This is a genomic window from Streptomyces sp. WG7 (assembly GCF_049975785.1).
Lineage (GTDB): Bacteria > Actinomycetota > Actinomycetes > Streptomycetales > Streptomycetaceae > Streptomyces.
The window spans coordinates 170,267-185,742 of the sequence record NZ_JBNGGE010000003.1; the positions used below are offsets into that span (position 1 = coordinate 170,267).

General features: G+C 72.6%; 13 protein-coding genes and 1 tRNA gene. 4 read left to right on the forward strand and 10 right to left on the reverse strand.

Annotation, left to right across the window (positions count from 1 at the left end):
- Positions 1-237: 237 nt before the first annotated feature.
- On the reverse strand, positions 238-2,331 hold the full coding sequence (fusA, locus tag ACP4J0_RS05250) for an elongation factor G (RefSeq protein ID WP_426597407.1): 2,094 nt from the start codon (positions 2,329-2,331) through the stop codon (positions 238-240).
- A gap of 765 nt (positions 2,332-3,096) precedes the next feature.
- Here fusA and ACP4J0_RS05255 point away from each other — a divergent pair.
- The 4 genes from ACP4J0_RS05255 (at position 3,097) to ACP4J0_RS05270 (ending at position 5,860) form a co-directional block, all read left to right on the forward strand.
- Positions 3,097-3,888: a trypsin-like serine peptidase gene (locus tag ACP4J0_RS05255; RefSeq protein WP_426597528.1), complete on the forward strand. Its 792-nt coding sequence runs from the start codon at positions 3,097-3,099 to the stop codon at positions 3,886-3,888.
- A gap of 83 nt (positions 3,889-3,971) precedes the next feature.
- Positions 3,972-4,211 carry a carboxypeptidase-like regulatory domain-containing protein gene (locus ACP4J0_RS05260; RefSeq protein WP_426597408.1) on the forward strand — a complete coding sequence of 80 codons (240 nt, stop codon included), beginning with the start codon at positions 3,972-3,974 and terminating at the stop codon, positions 4,209-4,211.
- Between the two features lie 369 nt (positions 4,212-4,580).
- Positions 4,581-5,615, forward strand: coding sequence for a S8 family peptidase (locus ACP4J0_RS05265; protein WP_426597409.1), 1,035 nt, complete (start codon positions 4,581-4,583; stop codon positions 5,613-5,615).
- A gap of 92 nt (positions 5,616-5,707) precedes the next feature.
- A complete protein-coding gene (locus ACP4J0_RS05270; RefSeq protein WP_426597410.1) occupies positions 5,708-5,860 on the forward strand; it encodes a hypothetical protein in 153 nt (50 codons plus the stop codon).
- Between the two features lie 267 nt (positions 5,861-6,127).
- Here the strand turns inward: ACP4J0_RS05270 and ACP4J0_RS05275 are convergent.
- From ACP4J0_RS05275 to ACP4J0_RS05315, 9 genes are all read right to left on the reverse strand, one after another.
- Positions 6,128-6,212 (reverse strand) — tRNA-Leu (locus tag ACP4J0_RS05275).
- 273 nt (positions 6,213-6,485) lie between these two features.
- The gene (locus tag ACP4J0_RS05280; RefSeq protein ID WP_426597411.1) at positions 6,486-7,703 is read right to left on the reverse strand and encodes a sugar phosphate isomerase/epimerase family protein; all 1,218 of its coding nucleotides are present in this window, start codon (positions 7,701-7,703) and stop codon (positions 6,486-6,488) included.
- Positions 7,704-7,817: 114 nt separating this feature from the next.
- The gene (locus ACP4J0_RS05285; protein ID WP_426597412.1) at positions 7,818-9,323 is read right to left on the reverse strand and encodes an alkaline phosphatase family protein; all 1,506 of its coding nucleotides are present in this window, start codon (positions 9,321-9,323) and stop codon (positions 7,818-7,820) included.
- Positions 9,320-10,564: a metabolite traffic protein EboE gene (gene eboE / locus ACP4J0_RS05290; RefSeq protein WP_426597413.1), complete on the reverse strand. Its 1,245-nt coding sequence runs from the start codon at positions 10,562-10,564 to the stop codon at positions 9,320-9,322. The genes ACP4J0_RS05285 and eboE overlap by 4 nt, the downstream gene beginning before the upstream one ends.
- A gap of 3 nt (positions 10,565-10,567) precedes the next feature.
- Positions 10,568-11,416 carry a TatD family hydrolase gene (locus tag ACP4J0_RS05295; protein ID WP_426597414.1) on the reverse strand — a complete coding sequence of 283 codons (849 nt, stop codon included), beginning with the start codon at positions 11,414-11,416 and terminating at the stop codon, positions 10,568-10,570.
- Positions 11,416-12,186 (reverse strand): EboA domain-containing protein, encoded by a 771-nt coding sequence (locus ACP4J0_RS05300; RefSeq protein WP_426597415.1) that lies wholly within the window; start codon positions 12,184-12,186, stop codon positions 11,416-11,418. The genes ACP4J0_RS05295 and ACP4J0_RS05300 overlap by 1 nt, the downstream gene beginning before the upstream one ends.
- Before the next feature lie 14 nt (positions 12,187-12,200).
- Positions 12,201-13,115 carry a sugar phosphate isomerase/epimerase family protein gene (locus ACP4J0_RS05305; RefSeq protein WP_426597416.1) on the reverse strand — a complete coding sequence of 305 codons (915 nt, stop codon included), beginning with the start codon at positions 13,113-13,115 and terminating at the stop codon, positions 12,201-12,203.
- A complete protein-coding gene (locus ACP4J0_RS05310) occupies positions 13,112-14,215 on the reverse strand; it encodes an SCO3242 family prenyltransferase (RefSeq protein ID WP_426597417.1) in 1,104 nt (367 codons plus the stop codon). Before ACP4J0_RS05310 ends, ACP4J0_RS05305 begins: the two co-directional genes overlap by 4 nt.
- On the reverse strand, positions 14,212-15,414 hold the full coding sequence (locus tag ACP4J0_RS05315; RefSeq protein WP_426597418.1) for an inositol-3-phosphate synthase: 1,203 nt from the start codon (positions 15,412-15,414) through the stop codon (positions 14,212-14,214). Before ACP4J0_RS05315 ends, ACP4J0_RS05310 begins: the two co-directional genes overlap by 4 nt.
- Between the last annotated feature and the right edge of the window lie 62 nt (positions 15,415-15,476).

A 15,476-nucleotide genomic window follows, 5' to 3' on the forward strand; every position in this document is an offset into this window, starting at 1 on the left:
GTCTGGCGGCCCGGACCGCATGCGCCGCGCCCCGCCGAACGGGCAGGCGGAAGAGGGTTGCGAGCGTGTTGAGAGCCGTCCGCCCCGCGTCGGCATCTCGACATCGACATCGAACCCCACCCCAAGCGACACCGTCGGTCTTCAAGAAACACGACTGGATCTTGAAGACCGACGTCACGCCGGAGCCCTGAATTCACCAACGGGCTGCCCCCGCCCGGGCGGGGGCAGCCCGGCCCGCTACCGCACCGGTGTCGCCGTCGTGGCCGATGCCGGTGCCGGTGCGTAGCCGGTGGGCCGGGCGGTGAAGGTGCCGCGGCCCTGGGTGCGGCTGCGCAGCCGGGTCGCGTAGCCGAACAGCTCGGCCAGCGGCACGGTGGCCGTGACGACCGCCGCGCCGCCCTGCGTGGCGGAGCCGGTGACCCGGCCGCGGCGGGAGGCCAGGTCGCCGAGCACGCCGCCGACCGCGTCCTCGGGCACGGTGACCGTGACCTCGACGACCGGCTCCAGCAGGACCATCGCCGAGGCGCGCAGGGCGTCGCGGAGACCGAGCCTGCCGGCGGTGCGGAAGGCCGTGTCCGAGGAGTCCTTCACATGGGTCTGGCCGTCGGTGAGCGTGACCCTCAGGCCGGTCACCGGGTGACCGCCGAGCGGGCCCTGCACCAAGGCGTCCCGGCAGCCTGCTTCGACGGCCCGGACGAACTCCTGCGGCACGCGCCCGCCGACGACGGCCGAGCGGAACACGAAACCGCCCTGGCCCGCGTTCCCCTCCTCCCACGGCTCCACGTCGAGAACGATGTGTGCGAACTGCCCGGCGCCCCCGTCCTGCTTGACGTGCCGGTAGACGAAACCGGACACGCCTTCACCGACCGTCTCCCGGTAGGCCACGCCCGGGCGGCCGACGGCGGCCTCGAGGGCGTGCTCGCGCCGGACGCGTTCCACCGCGACCTCCAGGTGCAGTTCGCCCATGCCCGACAGCACGGTCTGCCCGGTCTCCGGGTCGGTCCGCACGGCCAGCGAGGGGTCCTCCTCGGTCAGGCGGGCCAGCGCCGAGGCCAGCCGGTCGGTGTCGGTCGAGCGACGGGCCTCCACCGCGACGTGCACGACCGGCTCGGCCACGCCCGGAGGCTCCAGGACGAGTGGTGCGCCCGGCGCGCACAAAGTCGAGCCGGCGCGGGCGGCCTTCAGACCGACCACGGCGACTATGTCCCCGGCGACCGCCCGCTCCAGCGGGTCGTGACGGTCGGCCCGTACCCGCAGGATGCGGCCGATCCGTTCGGTGCGGCGCGTGCCCGCGTCCCACACGGTGTCTCCCTTCTCGATCGTGCCCGAGTACACCCGCAGGTAGGTGAGCCGTCCCGTCGGGGTGGCGTTCACCTTGAAGGCGAGTGCCGCCATCGGTGCCGCCGGGTCGGCGGGCCGTTCCTGTTCCGCGCCGTCGTCGGTGCCTCGTACCGGGGGCACGTCCAGCGGCGACGGCAGGTAGGTGACGACGGCGTCCAGCAGCGGTTCGACACCGCGGTTGCGGTAGGCCGAGCCGCACAGCACCACCACGCCGTCGCCGCCTCGGGTCAGGTCGCGCAGCGCCGTGGCGAGAGTGGCGGCACTGAGTGTCTCCCGGTCGCAGAACTCCTCCAGCGCGGCCGGGTGGTGTTCCGCCACCGCCTCCTCCAGCAGCCGCCGTCTGCGTGCCGCCTCCTCGCGCAGGGCGTCGGGCACCGGTCCCTCCTCGGCCGTCTCCGCACCGTCGGCCCACACCAGGGCGCGCATGCGCAGCAGGTCGACGACGCCGGTGAAGCCGTCCTCCGTGCCGATGGGCAGCTGCACGACCAGGGGTACCGGGTGCAGCCGTTCGCGGATCGAGGCGACGGCCGTGTCGAGGTCGGCGCCCGCCCGGTCCATCTTGTTGACGAACGCGATCCTCGGCACGCCGTGCCGGTCGGCCTGCCGCCACACGGACTCGCTCTGCGGTTCCACGCCCGCGACCGCGTCGAAGACGGCGACCGCGCCGTCCAGCACGCGCAGGGAGCGCTCGACCTCGTCGGCGAAGTCGACGTGTCCCGGGGTGTCGATCAGGTTGATCCGGTGACCGTCCCAGGAACAGCTGACCGCCGCGGCGAAGATGGTGATGCCGCGATCGCGCTCCTGCGGGTCGAAGTCGGTGACGGTGGTGCCGTCGTGGACCTCACCACGCTTGTACGTGGTGCCGGTGGCGTAGAGGATCCGCTCGGTGACGGTGGTCTTGCCGGCGTCGACGTGGGCGAGGATGCCCAGGTTGCGGACGGTGGTGAGGGGGTTGGTGTGGGTGCGCACGGCCCGTGGCCTTTCGCTCATGCGTGAACAGGGCGGCGCGATTCCCGGGACGAGGACGGGACGAGGAAACGGCCCACCGTGGACAGCGGGCGTGGCGGTGCGTCAGATGCTCGTCGCGGGCATCCGGTGCCGGCCGCGCAGCGGACACCGGACGGCGGAAGACACCAGGATCACCTCGTACCGGGACGGGGGAACGACGGCGGCGCTGCGGATACGCACGGCCCGGCTCCCCTCACTCGATCTCGGTGTCGTGGTGAGTGTAGGGAAGCCGTGAGGGACACCGCATCGGGTTTTCCACGGCGCTCCCGGCGCCCGGACAACGCGAGCCGCCGGCCGGTAGCGCTCCCGACCGGCATGTCACCCTGTGCCTGATCTCGAGCCCGAGGAGGAATTCGGCCCTCGACGATACGCAGGTGGTCGGGGCGGGCAGCCGTCAGGAGTTCGAGGTCCCCACTCCCCTTGACCGCGGTTGCGGTTGCGGTTGCGGTTGCGGGGGAAACAGGTATCCGGTATTGCGCCCGAGTGGTGATCACGACGCTTCGAGTGTTACATGAAAAGCAGAGAGAAAGACGTCGAAATGGGTACCGGCTGACAGCCCGCACCGCTCGTCTCTCCCTGTCTGAACATTCTCTTCAGGGATTTCCCATGACACGCGATCTCCATTCCCCAGTGTCCAACCAGTTCAGCGAAGCGGCGGCTCCCCCCGACGAGCAGGCTGCTTTCCAAGAACCCTCCGAAGGAGAACCGAGCGCTGGGAGCGCTCCGACCCCGGACGGTTTGGAGGATGTGGGCGGTTACGTCCGTGCCACTCCCATGGCCGTGCAGGCGGATGAGGGGGTCCCGCCGTCCACTTCCCTGCCGGACATCGGCGCGGCCTCCTTCGGTGCCGGTGACGTGACGGTCGAGACCGTCCACCTCCCCGACGACCGTGTGCAGATCACGAACACGGCGGCCTACCCGTGGCGCGTCCACTGCTCCCTGCACGTCACGGCCGCCGACAACTCCGAGTGGATCGGCACCGGCTGGTTCATCGGGCCGCACACGCTGATCACCGCGGGACACGTGGTGTGCATCAAGCACAGTGGTGTCCCCGGACGCGACGGCTGGGTGAGGAGCATCCGGGTCATGCCCGGCCGCAACGGCGCGACCCTGCCGTACGGCTCCGTCACCAGCACGAACTTCTGGTCCGTCAAGGGCTGGTTCGAGTCCGGCGATCAGAACTACGACTACGGGGCGATCATCATTCCTACCGAACTGGGCTCGAACACCGGGTGGTTCGGCTTCGGTAACTGGTCGGATGCGGAGCTGCTGAGCACGGTGGGGAACATTTCCGGTTACCCCGGTGACAAACCGGCCGGCACCCAGTGGTACGCCGCGCGCGGAATCAGCTCGGTCAACGCGTTGAAGGTCCACTACGACATCGACACCGCCGGCGGACAGAGTGGCAGCGCCGTTTACCGCGTACTCAACGGGAATCGCTACGGCTTCGCCGTCCACGCGTACGGCGGCGCCACCACGAACTCCGGGACGCGCATCACCCGGCAGGTGTACGACAATTTCGTGGCCTGGAAGGCATGAGGGCGCGCAGGCGCCACGGGCCGTCATACGGACGGAGTGCGGGGGAACCGTGCGGCGGTGGGCGTTGCCTCATCACCGGCATCGTGCTCGACAGCGTCGGCACTCCTGTCGCGGGTGCCACCGTCCACCTCGCCGACGGGCCCGCCGCATTCCCGGATGTCGCAGCCCTGACCGGTCAGGACGGCCGCTTCTCCTTCGCGGTGCCGGTGGAGGGCGTCTACACCGTCGTGTGCCGTGCGCCCGACGACACGGTCCGGCAGGTCTCGGCACGTGCCGTGACCGCGGAACCGGTCCGGGTCGAATTCCACGTCGGCGACGTGTGAGCGGCGGGCCGCACGCTTTCGTTCCGCGTCCCGCCGGAGGAACAACAGAAGAAGAGGCGAACGACACATGGTCAACGAACCCATGGACAGCAACCGCTTCGGCGAGCAGCCCGGCCGGCCCAACGGCACCGTCCTGGGCCATGACTCCGAGTACACCGGCCGGTACGTTGTCCTGTTCGATCCGAGCAGTCAGGAGAGCGGAATCAGCGCGCTGAGTTCTGCCGCCGGTATCGCGCCGCTCGAGCGCGTCGCGGGCACCGAGGAGACGGGGAACGTCGCCGAACTCCTGGAACGCCCCGACGTCTCGGTGCTCTTTAGGACCTCAGCGCGGCGGTCGTCGAGGTCCGGCCCGAGCAGCGCCACACGCTGGTGCTCACCGCTGAGGCCGAGCCGTCGATCATCACGGCGGAACCGGAGCGGATGGTCTACGCGCTCCCCATCACCACGCCGCAACAGGCGCCGACCGAGTTCTTCCCGGCGTTCCGCAGCGACGAGGACGTGACCGCCCGCCACGCCAGGGCCGAGACAGCCGCGGTACAGGGCCCGTCCTGGATCGAGGACGGATACACCTGGGGTCTGCAGGCCGTCCGGGCCCAGCTGTCCCACCTCACCGGGGACGGTGTGAAGGTCGCCGTCCTCGACACCGGTGTGGACACCGACCACCCCGACCTCACCGGCCGGCTGGAGGCGACGGAATCCTTCGTGCCCGGCGAGACCGTGGACGACGTCCACGGCCACGGCACCCACTGCGCCGGCACCGTCGCCGGCCCGGCCGAACCCCAGCAGGGCCCCCGCTACGGCGTGGCCCCCGAGGCCAGGCTCCTCGTGGCGAAGGTACTCAACAACAGGGGCAAGGGCCCCGACGGCCAGATCCTCGCGGGCATGGCCTGGGCCGTCTCCCACGGAGCCCGGGTGATCTCCATGTCGCTCGGCGCGCGGGTGCGGCCGGGCGAGCTCTTCCCCCAGACGTACGAGACGCTGGCCGTGCGCGCTCTCGCTCTCGGGACGCTGATCGTCGCCGCCGCGGGGAACGACAGCCGCAGGCCTGTCAGGACCGATCCCGTGAGCCGGCCTGCCAACTGCCCGTCCATCCTCTCGGTCGCCGCGCTCGACAGGGCACTTGCGCCCGCGCCCTTCTCCAACGGGGCTGTCAACGGCCAGGGCGGCGAGATCAACATCGCCGCGCCCGGCTCGCAGGTGCACTCGGCCGCCCCCGGCGGCGGTTACCAGGCCATGAGCGGGACCAGCATGGCGACACCGCATGTGGCGGGCGTCGTCGCCCTGCTCGCCCAGGCGCACCCCGAGGCCTCCGCCGCCGATCTCTCGGCCGCTCTGGTCACTGGCGTGTTCCCGCTGGGGCAGCCCGCCGCCGACATCGGCGCGGGCCTGCTGCAGGCACCGTGAATGGGACGCCCGGGCCCACGCCGATCGGGGTCATCGTCGCGGTAGACCTCGACCGCTTCACGGAAGCGGTCGAGGGCCTGAGGCGGGCCGGGATGACCGTCACGAGCACGCAACCGGTCCTCGGCACACTCTCCGGCACCGTCCCGGAGGACCGGATCGGCGCCCTCGAGGCGGTCGGCGGCGTCAGTTCCGTCGACCGCGAGCGCACCGCGGGGGTCGCCCGCCCCGACTCACCGATCCAGTGACGCGTGCACGGCGCGGATCCGGCCGCCGCGGGCGTTTCGAGAGGCGGAGACCACCGTCGACCCGGGGCCCTCGGCGCATGCGGCGATCCACGGGCACGGGCACGGCGGAGTCGTCGGCGGACGAGGGCCGTGGACGCAGTGGCCAGTGGCCGGACCGGCGGGCGGGCGGGCGGGCGGGCAGGCCGCACCACGCTCCCCCAGTCATGGACATACCGCAAGGGCCGCGACCGTAAGGTCGAGGCCCTTTGCATGCGTTTCCGAACGCGGTGTCCGAGGGGGGACTTGAACCCCCACGCCCGATAAAGGGCACTAGCACCTCAAGCTAGCGCGTCTGCCATTCCGCCACCCGGACTAGGTGTCTGCCGCCTGTGCGGGCTGTTCCCCGCGGCGACATGGACAACCATACCAAGCTTTCGCAGTGCCTTTCACCTGCGTTTCCTTCCCCGGGCCTCCCCCTGGGCGGCGGTCCGGGTGCGGCGGGCCCGCCGCACCCCGGGGTCACACCATGAGTAGTTGAACGGTCACCCGCAGCCCGCTCCGCGCCGAAGTTCGAGGGCATCGCGCCCACGGACCGGGCGGCCCTTCCCGCAGCACAGGGGAAGGGCCGCCCGGTCCGTGTGCCGGGTCAGCGGCGCCGCTTGCGCAGGGCCGCCAGGTTGTCGTAGCTGATCTTGGCCTCCCGCAGCGACTGCGCGGGGTCGGTGGCGCTCGGGGAGTTGTCGTCCTCGATCATCGGGTTGTGGTAGTTGCGCTGTCCGACCCGTGAGAAGAACGTCGTGTAGTCGATGACGCCGGTCCCGAAGGGCACCATGTCGTATCCCATGCCGTTGGTCGTGCTGACGACGCCGTCCTTGGCGTGGAACAGCGGGTAGCGCTTGTTGTTGCAGGCGACCAGGCCGGCCGGGTCGAAGACGTTCTTCCGGGTGGAGCCGTCGTGGGCGGTGTACGTGTGGAACTTGTACTGGGCGACGTGGGCCCAGAAGATGTCCATCTCCAGCCAGACGGCCTTCGGGTCGGTGACCTTCAGGAAGTACTCCAGCTTCCGGATGCCCGAGCTGCGGGTCGGCCGGCCCTGGTCGTCCAGCGGGCCGCCGTCGAGCAGGAAGCCGTAGGCGCTGTCGTGGTTGTGGGTGTAGAGCTTGACGCCCTCACGGCGGGCTATCGCGCCGAGGGCGTTCCACTTGTCGGCGGCCACGTCCCAGTCGGCGCGGTACGAGCTGCCGGTGGGGTCACCACCGGTGCCCATGTGGTCCAGGCCCAGGATGTTGGCGATCTCCAGTTGCTTCTTGAAGGTGTCCTTGTCCGCCGTGGTCAGCGGCCAGGAGGACGGGATGAAGCCGTGGTTGCCCTGGGCGCGCAGACCGTATTCGTCGAGCCAGCGACGCAGCAGCCTGGCACCCTCGATGGTGCCCAGGTCGGCGCCGCCGGGGGCGTTGGCGTGCTGGCGGTAGCCCGCGAACTCGACCTGGCGGTAGCCGTGACGGGCCAGTTGCTTGAACACCTCGCGGAAACCGGAGGGCAGGTCGGTGGTGAGGGGGTCGCGGCCGGTGGCGTCACGGACGGTGTAGAGGATGATGCCGCGCTTGTGCGCCGGGACGAGGACGTGCCGGCCGTGGCCCCCGTGGTCGCGGTCGCGGTCGTGGTCTCTGCCCCGGTCGTGGGCGAGGGCGGGGGCGGCGCCGAAGACGGGGGCGGCGACGGCTCCGGCCGCCACGGCGGTGCACGTGCTGAGGAAGCGGCGCCGGTCCACGCCGAGGGTGCGGCGCAGGCCTTCGCCCGGGCCGCCGACAGCGGCCGGGTCCGTGGTGGCGTCGGTGCGGGAGGGGTCGGAGAACGGAGTCACGGTGCCTGCCTTCTGTGTCGTGGCCTGCCCTGATGCGGCTGGGGCAGGCCGTTGTCAGTGCCGTGTGTTTCACTCTCAGTAGCTGGATCTCGGCAGGCTGTGCCTGGTGGTGCGTCAGCCGAGTCCGGCGAGCCGGAGCAGGAGTTGTTTCACATCGGTGGCCGCGACGCGGTCTCCGACAGCGCGGGGGGTGGAGCAGATGAGGAGCGGACCGTCGTCGTCGCTCGCGGGGAGGCGGCCGTGGCTGCCCCGAATAGGTGAGGGGCCCAGGGGCACGACCGCCATGCGGTAGCGCATGCCCAGTTTCTTGCGGGCCAGGGCGGTGGCCGCCTTGACCTTGACGTAGGGATCGAGGGGGTCCATGAACAGCTCGACCGGGTCGTAGCCGGGTTTGCGGTGGATCTCGACGAGCTGCGCGAAGTCGGGCGCGCGGTCGTCGTCGAGCCAGTAGTAGTACGTGAACCAGGCGTCGGGCTCCGCGACGGCGACGAGTTCGCCGGCGCGGGGATGGTCGAGGTGCTGGGCCTTCTTGCCCTCGTCGTCGAGGAGTCGCTCGATGCCGGGCAGTCCGTCGAGGGCGGCACGGGTGGCGTCGATGTCCTCGGGGCGGCGGACGTAGACATGGGCGATCTGATGGTCCGCGACCGCGAAGGCTCGGGAAGCCATCGGGTCGAGGTACTCCATGCCGTCCTGGGTGTGCACCTCCAGCAGTCCGGCGCGGCGCAGGGCGCGGTTGATGTCGACGGGCCGGTTCACTGGGGTGATGCCGTACTCGGACAGCGCGACGACGGTGCGGCCCTCTGCGCGGGCGTCGTCCAGGAGCGGGGCCAGCGCCGCGTCCAGGTCTGCGGCGGCCTTCAGGGAGCGGGGGTCGTCGGGGCCGAAGCGCTGCAGGTCGTAGTCGAGGTGAGGGAGGTAGCAGAGCGTCAGGTCCGGGTGGCGCGTGGCCATGATGTGCCGGGTGGCGTCGATGATCCACTGGCTGGAGACCAGGTCCGCTCCGGGTCCCCAGAAGTGGAAGAGCGGAAAGGTGCCGAGTTTGCCGGTGAGTTCGTCGTGCAGGGCCGGGGGCCTGGTGTAGCAGTCGGGTTCCTTGCGGCCGTCGGCGTAGTAGACGGGACGGGGGGTGACGGTGATGTCGGTGTCGGCGCCCATGGCGTACCACCAGCAGATGTTGGCCACGGTGTAGCCGGGGTGGGCGCGGCGGGCGGCGTCCCAGAGCTTGTCGCCGGCGACGAGTCCGTTGTGCTGGCGCCAGAGCAGGACGTCGCCGAGCTCGCGGAAGTACCAGCCGTTGCCGACGATGCCGTGCTCGGACGGGTGGGTGCCGGTGAGGAAGGTGGACTGCGCGGCGCAGGTGACGGCGGGCAGGACGGTCCCCAGAGGGGCACGGGAGCCGGACTGGCCGAGCTTCTTGAGGTGGGGCATGTGATCGAGGAGACGGGGGGTGAGGCCTACGACGTCCAGGACGAGGAGGGGCGTCGGGCCGCCGGAGGGAGCCGGGTCGCCGGAGGAAACCGGCTCATCGGAGGGGACCGGACCGCCGGAGGGGACCGGACCGCCGGAGGGGACCGGACCGCCGGAGGGGACAGGTGCGTCGGAGGGGATCGGTCGGGTCATGGCAGTTCCTTCAGTCCGAGGTCCGTCAACAGATCGCGGGCGAGGGTCAGCTCCGCGGCGATGCCGTCGGTGAGCTGGGCTCGGGCGCGGGGTCGCAACTCGGGCGGGAGGGCCTGCCACGTGTAGGTCTCGACCTCCAGATGGCGGGTGAGGGGGTGCGGACCGCCGACCAACCGGGTCAGCGCGGCCTTGAGCACGGGAAGCGTGGAGGTGAGGGGCGCGGCGGGGGCCGCGTGCAGCGGGACGTGGAAATGGGCGCGCCATGGCGCGGTGTCGGGCAGGGAGCCGCCGTCCGCCAGGGCCTCGTCGAGGTCGTCGGTGCCGTGCAGGACGGCGGTGCGGGTGGTGTCGGCGGTTTCGGAGGCATCGGCGGTGCGGGAGGCGTCGGTGGTGCCGGAGGCGTCGGCGGTGCCGGAGGTCCGGGTCTGGTGCAGGAAGCGGGGTTCGGCGAAGGCGGCAAGGGCCTCGCGGACCTCGGGCAGGTGGGGCTGTTCGGCGTGCAGGGCGGCCGACAGCTGGGACTTGACGATGGGCACACCGGCCGCGGCGACGGCGTCCAGGGCGGTGTGCGGGTCTTCGAAGGAGGTGGCGAGGTGACAGGTGTCGACGCAGATGCCGATGCGGTCGTGGGCGATCGCGGTCAGCGGGGCGATGGCGTCGTGGGTGGTCTCCACGATGCAGCCGGGTTCCGGTTCCAGGCCGATGCGGATGGAGCGGCCGGTCAGGTCCTGAAGGGCGTCGAGGCGTTCGCCGAGGGTGACCAGGGCGGTCCGGGCCTTGTCGGCGCGTGTCTCGTCGTACGCGGTGCGCCAGGCGAGCGGCAGGGTGGAGATGGTGCCCTCGATGACGTCGTCGGGCAGGAGGCCGGCCAGGAGCCGGGCCAGGGAGGTGGTGTGGTCGAGGCGTTCGGGGTCGGCCCAGTCCGGCTTGTACACGCGGTACTTGACCTCGCCGGCACCGAATCCCTCGTAGGGGAAGCCGTTGAGGGTGACGACCTCGAGGCCGCGCCGGTCGAGTTCGGTGCGCAGGCCGCGCAGGGCGGAGGGATCGGTGCCCAGGGCGTGGGCGGCGTCCCTGGCGAGCCACAGCCCGATGCCCAGGCGGTCGCGGCCGAGCCGGCGCCGGACCGGCTCGCAGTGGTCGCGGAGCTGGGCGAGGACGCCGTCGAGGGTCTCGGCGGGGTGGACGTTGGTGCAGTAGGCGAGATGGACGGTCGAGCCGTCGGGGTGCCTGAAGCGCATGGCTCACTCACCGCCGCGCAGGATGGAGTTGCCCTCGTGCGTGGCGTCGGCAGAGGTCACCTCCAGGAGCAGGCGTCCGCTGAGTCCGTAGAAGGCGACGGGGTTGCGCCACAGGACCAGGTCCACGTCGTCGTCGGTGAAGCCCTCGGCGAGCATCAGGTCGCCGACCTTGCGGGTCTTGAGCGGGTCGCTCTTGCCCCAGTCGGCGGCGGAGTTCACCAGGACCCGCTCCGGGCCGTACTCGCGCAGCAGGGCGACCATGCGTGCCTCGTCCATCTTGGTGTCCGGATAGACGGAGAAGCCGAGCCAGGCACCACTGTCCTTGGCTTCCCTGACGGTGGTCTCGTTGAGATGGTCGACCAGTACCCGGTCCGTGGGCAGCGCGGACTCGCGGACCACGTCCAGGGTGCGGCGCAGGCCGGCGAGCTTGTCCCGGTGCGGGGTGTGCACGAGGGCCGGCAGGCCGTGGTCGGCGGCGAGCTGGAGCTGGGTGGCCAGGGCGGTGTCCTCGGCGGGCGTCATCGAGTCGTACCCGACCTCCCCCACCGCCACGACCCGGTCCTTGACGAGATAGCGGGGCAGTTCGTCGAGGACGGGGAGGCACCGTGGGTCGTTCGCCTCCTTGGGGTTGAGCGCGATCGTGCAGTGGTGGGCGATGCCGTACTGGGCGGCACGGAAGGGCTCCCAGCCGAGCAGGGCGTCGAAGTAGTCGCGGAAGGAGGCGGGAGAGGTACGGGGCTGGCCGAGCCAGAAGGAGGGCTCGACGACGGCGCGGACACCGGCGGCGTGCATCGCCTCGTAGTCGTCGGTGGTCCGGGAGGTCATGTGGATGTGGGGGTCGAAGATGCGCATCAGGACTCCTTGCCGTGGGGGCCGACCGTGCCGCGCGAGGGACGCGCGGCCTCGGTCAGGGCCAGGACGCGGTGCAGGTCTTCGGGGACCGGGCGGCCGGCGGCGGTGCGTTCGGCGGCGTAGTCGGCGAGCATGCGGGCGAGTTCCCCGTCGGCGCGGGCCCGCCGGTCGAGGTCTGCCACCCGGTCGACGGGGACGCCGGTGAACAGGCACTTCAGTACGGCGTGCCGCCACTGGTGCGGGTCCAGGTGCCCGGCGGCGTACGGGCCCAGGGCGGCGGCGACCAGACGGGTGTCGTTGGTGCGCAGGGCGTCCTCGACGAGCGGGAGGGCATCGGGGCCGGGCACCAGGTGGGGCAGCGCGTGCAGGACGGCGCGGCGTTCGTCGGCGGTGCCCTGGGAGTAGACCCGGGTCAGGGCGTCGATACCGGGGCGGGCCGCGTGCAGGACGAGGACGCGGGCGGCGTCGGCGTGGGCGGGACCGCAGCGGCGGCCGGCCTCGGCGAGGCGTAGCTCCCACACGGAGATGGGGCCGTGGGCGTCGGGATGGGCGGCGGCGGCCTCGTCCAGGGCCTGGTCCAGCCAGGCGCGGGCGGCTCCGCCGAGTTCGGCGGTGAGGGCGGCGCGCAGTTCGGCGGGCGGGATGTGGGCGGGGGTGATGCCCTGGGACTGGGGCTCCTGCCCGGCGGGAGTGCCGTCCGCGTCGTGGGTGACGGGGGTGCCGTCCGTGTCGTGGGTGGTGGTGATGTGGGCGGCGTGCGGCTGCGTCATGGGGGTGGCTCCCTTCAGTGCGTGGCGGAGGGCTCGCCCGAGCGGTTGGTGAGGGGGTACGCCGCCGCGGCCCGGCGGAGGAACGGGAGGGAGCGTTCGGCGAAGTGGGGGCCCGCGTGGGAGTGGCGGGGCAGTTCGACGACGGTCAGGCCCTGGTAGCCGGTGGCGGCGAGGGCCTCGAGGACGGGCGGGAAGTCGATCTCGCCGTCACCGAAGGGGAGGTGTTCGTGGACGCCGCGGCGCATGTCCTCGACCTGTACGTGGCGCAGCCAGGGAGCGGCGGCGCGCACGCAGTCGGCGGGAGGGAGCGGTTCGAGGCACTGACAGTGGCCGATGTCCAGGGTGAGGCCGAGGTTCTCGGGGTCACCGAGGGCGCGGCGCAGCCGGTGGAAGTCGGCGAGGGTGGCGAGGAGGTGGCCCGGCTCGGGTTCGACGGCCAGGGGGACGTCCGCGGAGGCGGCGGCGTCCAGGACCGGGGCGAGGGACTCGGCCAGCCGCTTCCACGCCGTGTCCTCGTCCGTGCCGGCCGGGGTGATGCCGCTGAAGCAGTGCACGGCGTGGGCGCCCAGGTCGGCCGCGACGCGGACGGCGCGGAGGAGGAGGTCGGCGCGGCGGGCGCGGTCGTCCGGGTCCGGGTCGAGGAGGGAGGGGCCGTGTTTGCGGCGCGGGTCGAGCACATAGCGGGCGCCCGTCTCCACCGTGACGCCCAGACCGAGCGCGTCCAGCCGGTGCGCCACCTTGCGGGTACGGGCGGCCAGGTCAGGGGCGAGCGGGTCGAGGTGCATGTGGTCGAGGGTCAGTCCGACTCCGTCGTAGCCGAGGTCGGCGAGGAGGGCGAGGGCGTCGTCTAGACGGAGGTCTGCCAGGCCGTTGGTGCCGTAGCCGAAACGGAGGGGGCTGCGGACGGACGCGGTGGTCTCGTGGGTCACGTGATGCTCACCTTCCTCGCGAACTTCCGGCCCAGCGGGGCGAGCGCCGCGATCAGCAGCGCGGTGGCCGGCCGGCCGGCGCGGGCGGTGAGCGCGGCCTGGAGGGGGATCGTGGCGCGGATACCGCCGCCGACGGCGCGTTGGGTGAGCTGGGGTGAGGGGTTGAGGGCGGCGTGGAAGTAGGGGCGGGCGGCTGTGGCGGCGTAGCCGGCGGCGAGCGCCGCGGTGGCCCGGCCCGCGGACGGGCCGGACCCGTCCCCGCGGCGGTCGGTCGGGCCCGGCAGGCCGGGGGAGGCTGCTTCCCGTCGGTCTGCCGGGAGTCGGGGGGGGCGGTGAGCCACCAGCCGGGCCAGGAGGCCGGTCGTGGCGAGGGCCGCCAGGGGGGCCAGGGAGGAGCCGCCCCGGGTCTCCTCGCGGGAGACCGCGGTGACCGCGAGGGTGTGGGTGCCGAGCAACGCGGCGGAGGGCACGGCGACGCGGACGTCGCCGCCGGTCGCCGCGGCGCCCAGCAGCAGGTCGAGGCCGCGGGCGGCGGCCATGGCCGCCGGTCCGGCGGGCGTGTGCTTCAGGGCGAGGTCGTATGCCCATACGGTCGCCGCCAGGGGGACGGCCACGGCCGCGGCGGGCCGGCCGGCGCGGGCAGCGAGGACCAGGCCGGTCGCGGTCAGCCCGCAGGCCGCGGTGAGGGCGGCGGCCGGGTGGACACGACCGGACGGGATGGGCCGGTGCGGGCGTTCGGCGGCGTCCTCCGCACGGTCCGCCCAGTCGTTGAGGGCCATGCCTGCTTGGTACAGGCACAGGGAGGAGCCGATGGCGAGCAGCGTGCGGGGACCGGCCCGGACGCCGGTGGTCGCGGCTCCGGCGAGTACGTCGCCGGGGACGGTGAACAGCGCGGGCAGGCGCAGTAGTTCGGCCCAGGCGGCGACGCGGGCGGCGGGACTGTGTCCGTCCGCGCCCGGGCCGCCCCGGTCCGGGTCCTGGCCGCCGCCGGACGCCGCCGTGACCTCCGTGACTGCCGTGGCTGCCGTGGCTGGTGTGGCCGACGTGGCCGGTGTCTCAGCCGGATGGGCGTCACGCACCGGATCCGCCGCGCGGCTCACCGCTGCTCCCCGGCACCGCGGGCGCCTGCGTCCGGCCGGTCCCCGGGGTCCGTGCCCCGCAGGCCCGTCGCGAACCGCGTCAGCTCGGCGTACTGTTCCGCGAGGCCCGGCGGACCGTCGCCCACCGGGTCCTTGAAGTAGAAACCCAGTTCACCCAGCGGGCCGGACAGGCCCCTCTCCCGGGCGCGGGCGACCAGACGGACCAGGTCGAGGACGAGGGGGGCGGCGAGCGCCGAGTCGCAGCCCTGCCAGATGGTCTGCAGGATCATGCGGGAGCCGAGGAAGCCGTCGAAGGCGATGTGGTCCCAGGCGGTCTTCCAGTCACCGAGGGCGGGCACGTCGTCGATGTGGACCTCGCCCTGGGGCGCGGCCCCGAGGGTGTCGGCGAGGACGCGTTCCTTGCCGGCGTTCTTGGCGGCGGCGGCCGCGGGATCGGCGAGGGCGGCACCGTCGCCGCCGCCCAGGAGGTTGGTGCCGGACCAGGCACGCACGGTGAGGGCGCGCTGCGGGAACATCGGGCCGAGTACGGAGCGCAGCAGGGTCTGCCCGGTCTTTCCGTCGCGCCCGGCGTACGGCAGGCCGGACGACTCGGCGAGCGGGGCCAGCGCCGGGTGGTGCAGACCCGTGGAGGGGGTGAAGTTGACGTAGGGGCAGCCGGCGCGCAGGGCGGCCGCCGCGTAGAGGGAGCTGGGCGGCAGTGTGCCGTCGGTGGGGGCGGGTTCGGTGGAGGCGACGTTCACCACGACGGCGCCCGCGAGGTCCTGGCGGCGCACGAAGTCACGGATGTCGGCCGCGAACACGTCGATCCATTCGTCCTGCGTGCGGCCCGGGCCCTCGTCCGTGTCCGCGGGCAGGGGGCCGCCGGGCCTGATCTCCCGGTCGGCGGCGACCAGTTCGGCGTGCACGGCGGACGGCAGGCCGTGCGGCAGGACACCGCCGGCGGCGAGGTGTTCGGCGCGTTTGGGCAGCGGGCAGTCGACGGTGTCGTGGCCGCCGAAGACGAAGGACGACAGCGCCGGCAGTCCGCACGAGGTGAAGGGAGGGGTCTCGGTGACCATGCCGGTCGGCGGGTGGAGCCCGGCGGCGACGGCGGCGCAGCCCGCGATCGCGGTCGTGGCCACGGATCCGCGTGCCCCGATGAACCAGACGCCGAGGCGCGGAGCCGGGGAAGGGGAGGGCAGGGACGGCTCGGCGGACATGGGCAGCCTCCTTGTCGTACGCGAACCGGGTGCGAGCGCCGGAAGGGGGACGAGCGGGGTGC

What these genes read in the sequence shown, in the direction of transcription:
- ACP4J0_RS05300 (WP_426597415.1), bottom strand. Translation starts at nt 12,186, where the DNA reads ATGACGCAGCCGCACGCCGCCCACATCACCACCACCCACGACACGGAC.
- ACP4J0_RS05285 (WP_426597412.1), bottom strand. Translation starts at nt 9,323, where the DNA reads ATGACCCGACCGATCCCCTCCGACGCACCTGTCCCCTCCGGCGGTCCG.
- ACP4J0_RS05315 (WP_426597418.1), bottom strand. Translation starts at nt 15,414, where the DNA reads ATGTCCGCCGAGCCGTCCCTGCCCTCCCCTTCCCCGGCTCCGCGCCTC.
- ACP4J0_RS05270 (WP_426597410.1), top strand. Translation starts at nt 5,708, where the DNA reads ATGACCGTCACGAGCACGCAACCGGTCCTCGGCACACTCTCCGGCACC.
- fusA (WP_426597407.1), bottom strand. Translation starts at nt 2,331, where the DNA reads ATGAGCGAAAGGCCACGGGCCGTGCGCACCCACACCAACCCCCTCACC.
- eboE (WP_426597413.1), bottom strand. Translation starts at nt 10,564, where the DNA reads ATGCGCTTCAGGCACCCCGACGGCTCGACCGTCCATCTCGCCTACTGC.
- ACP4J0_RS05295 (WP_426597414.1), bottom strand. Translation starts at nt 11,416, where the DNA reads ATGCGCATCTTCGACCCCCACATCCACATGACCTCCCGGACCACCGAC.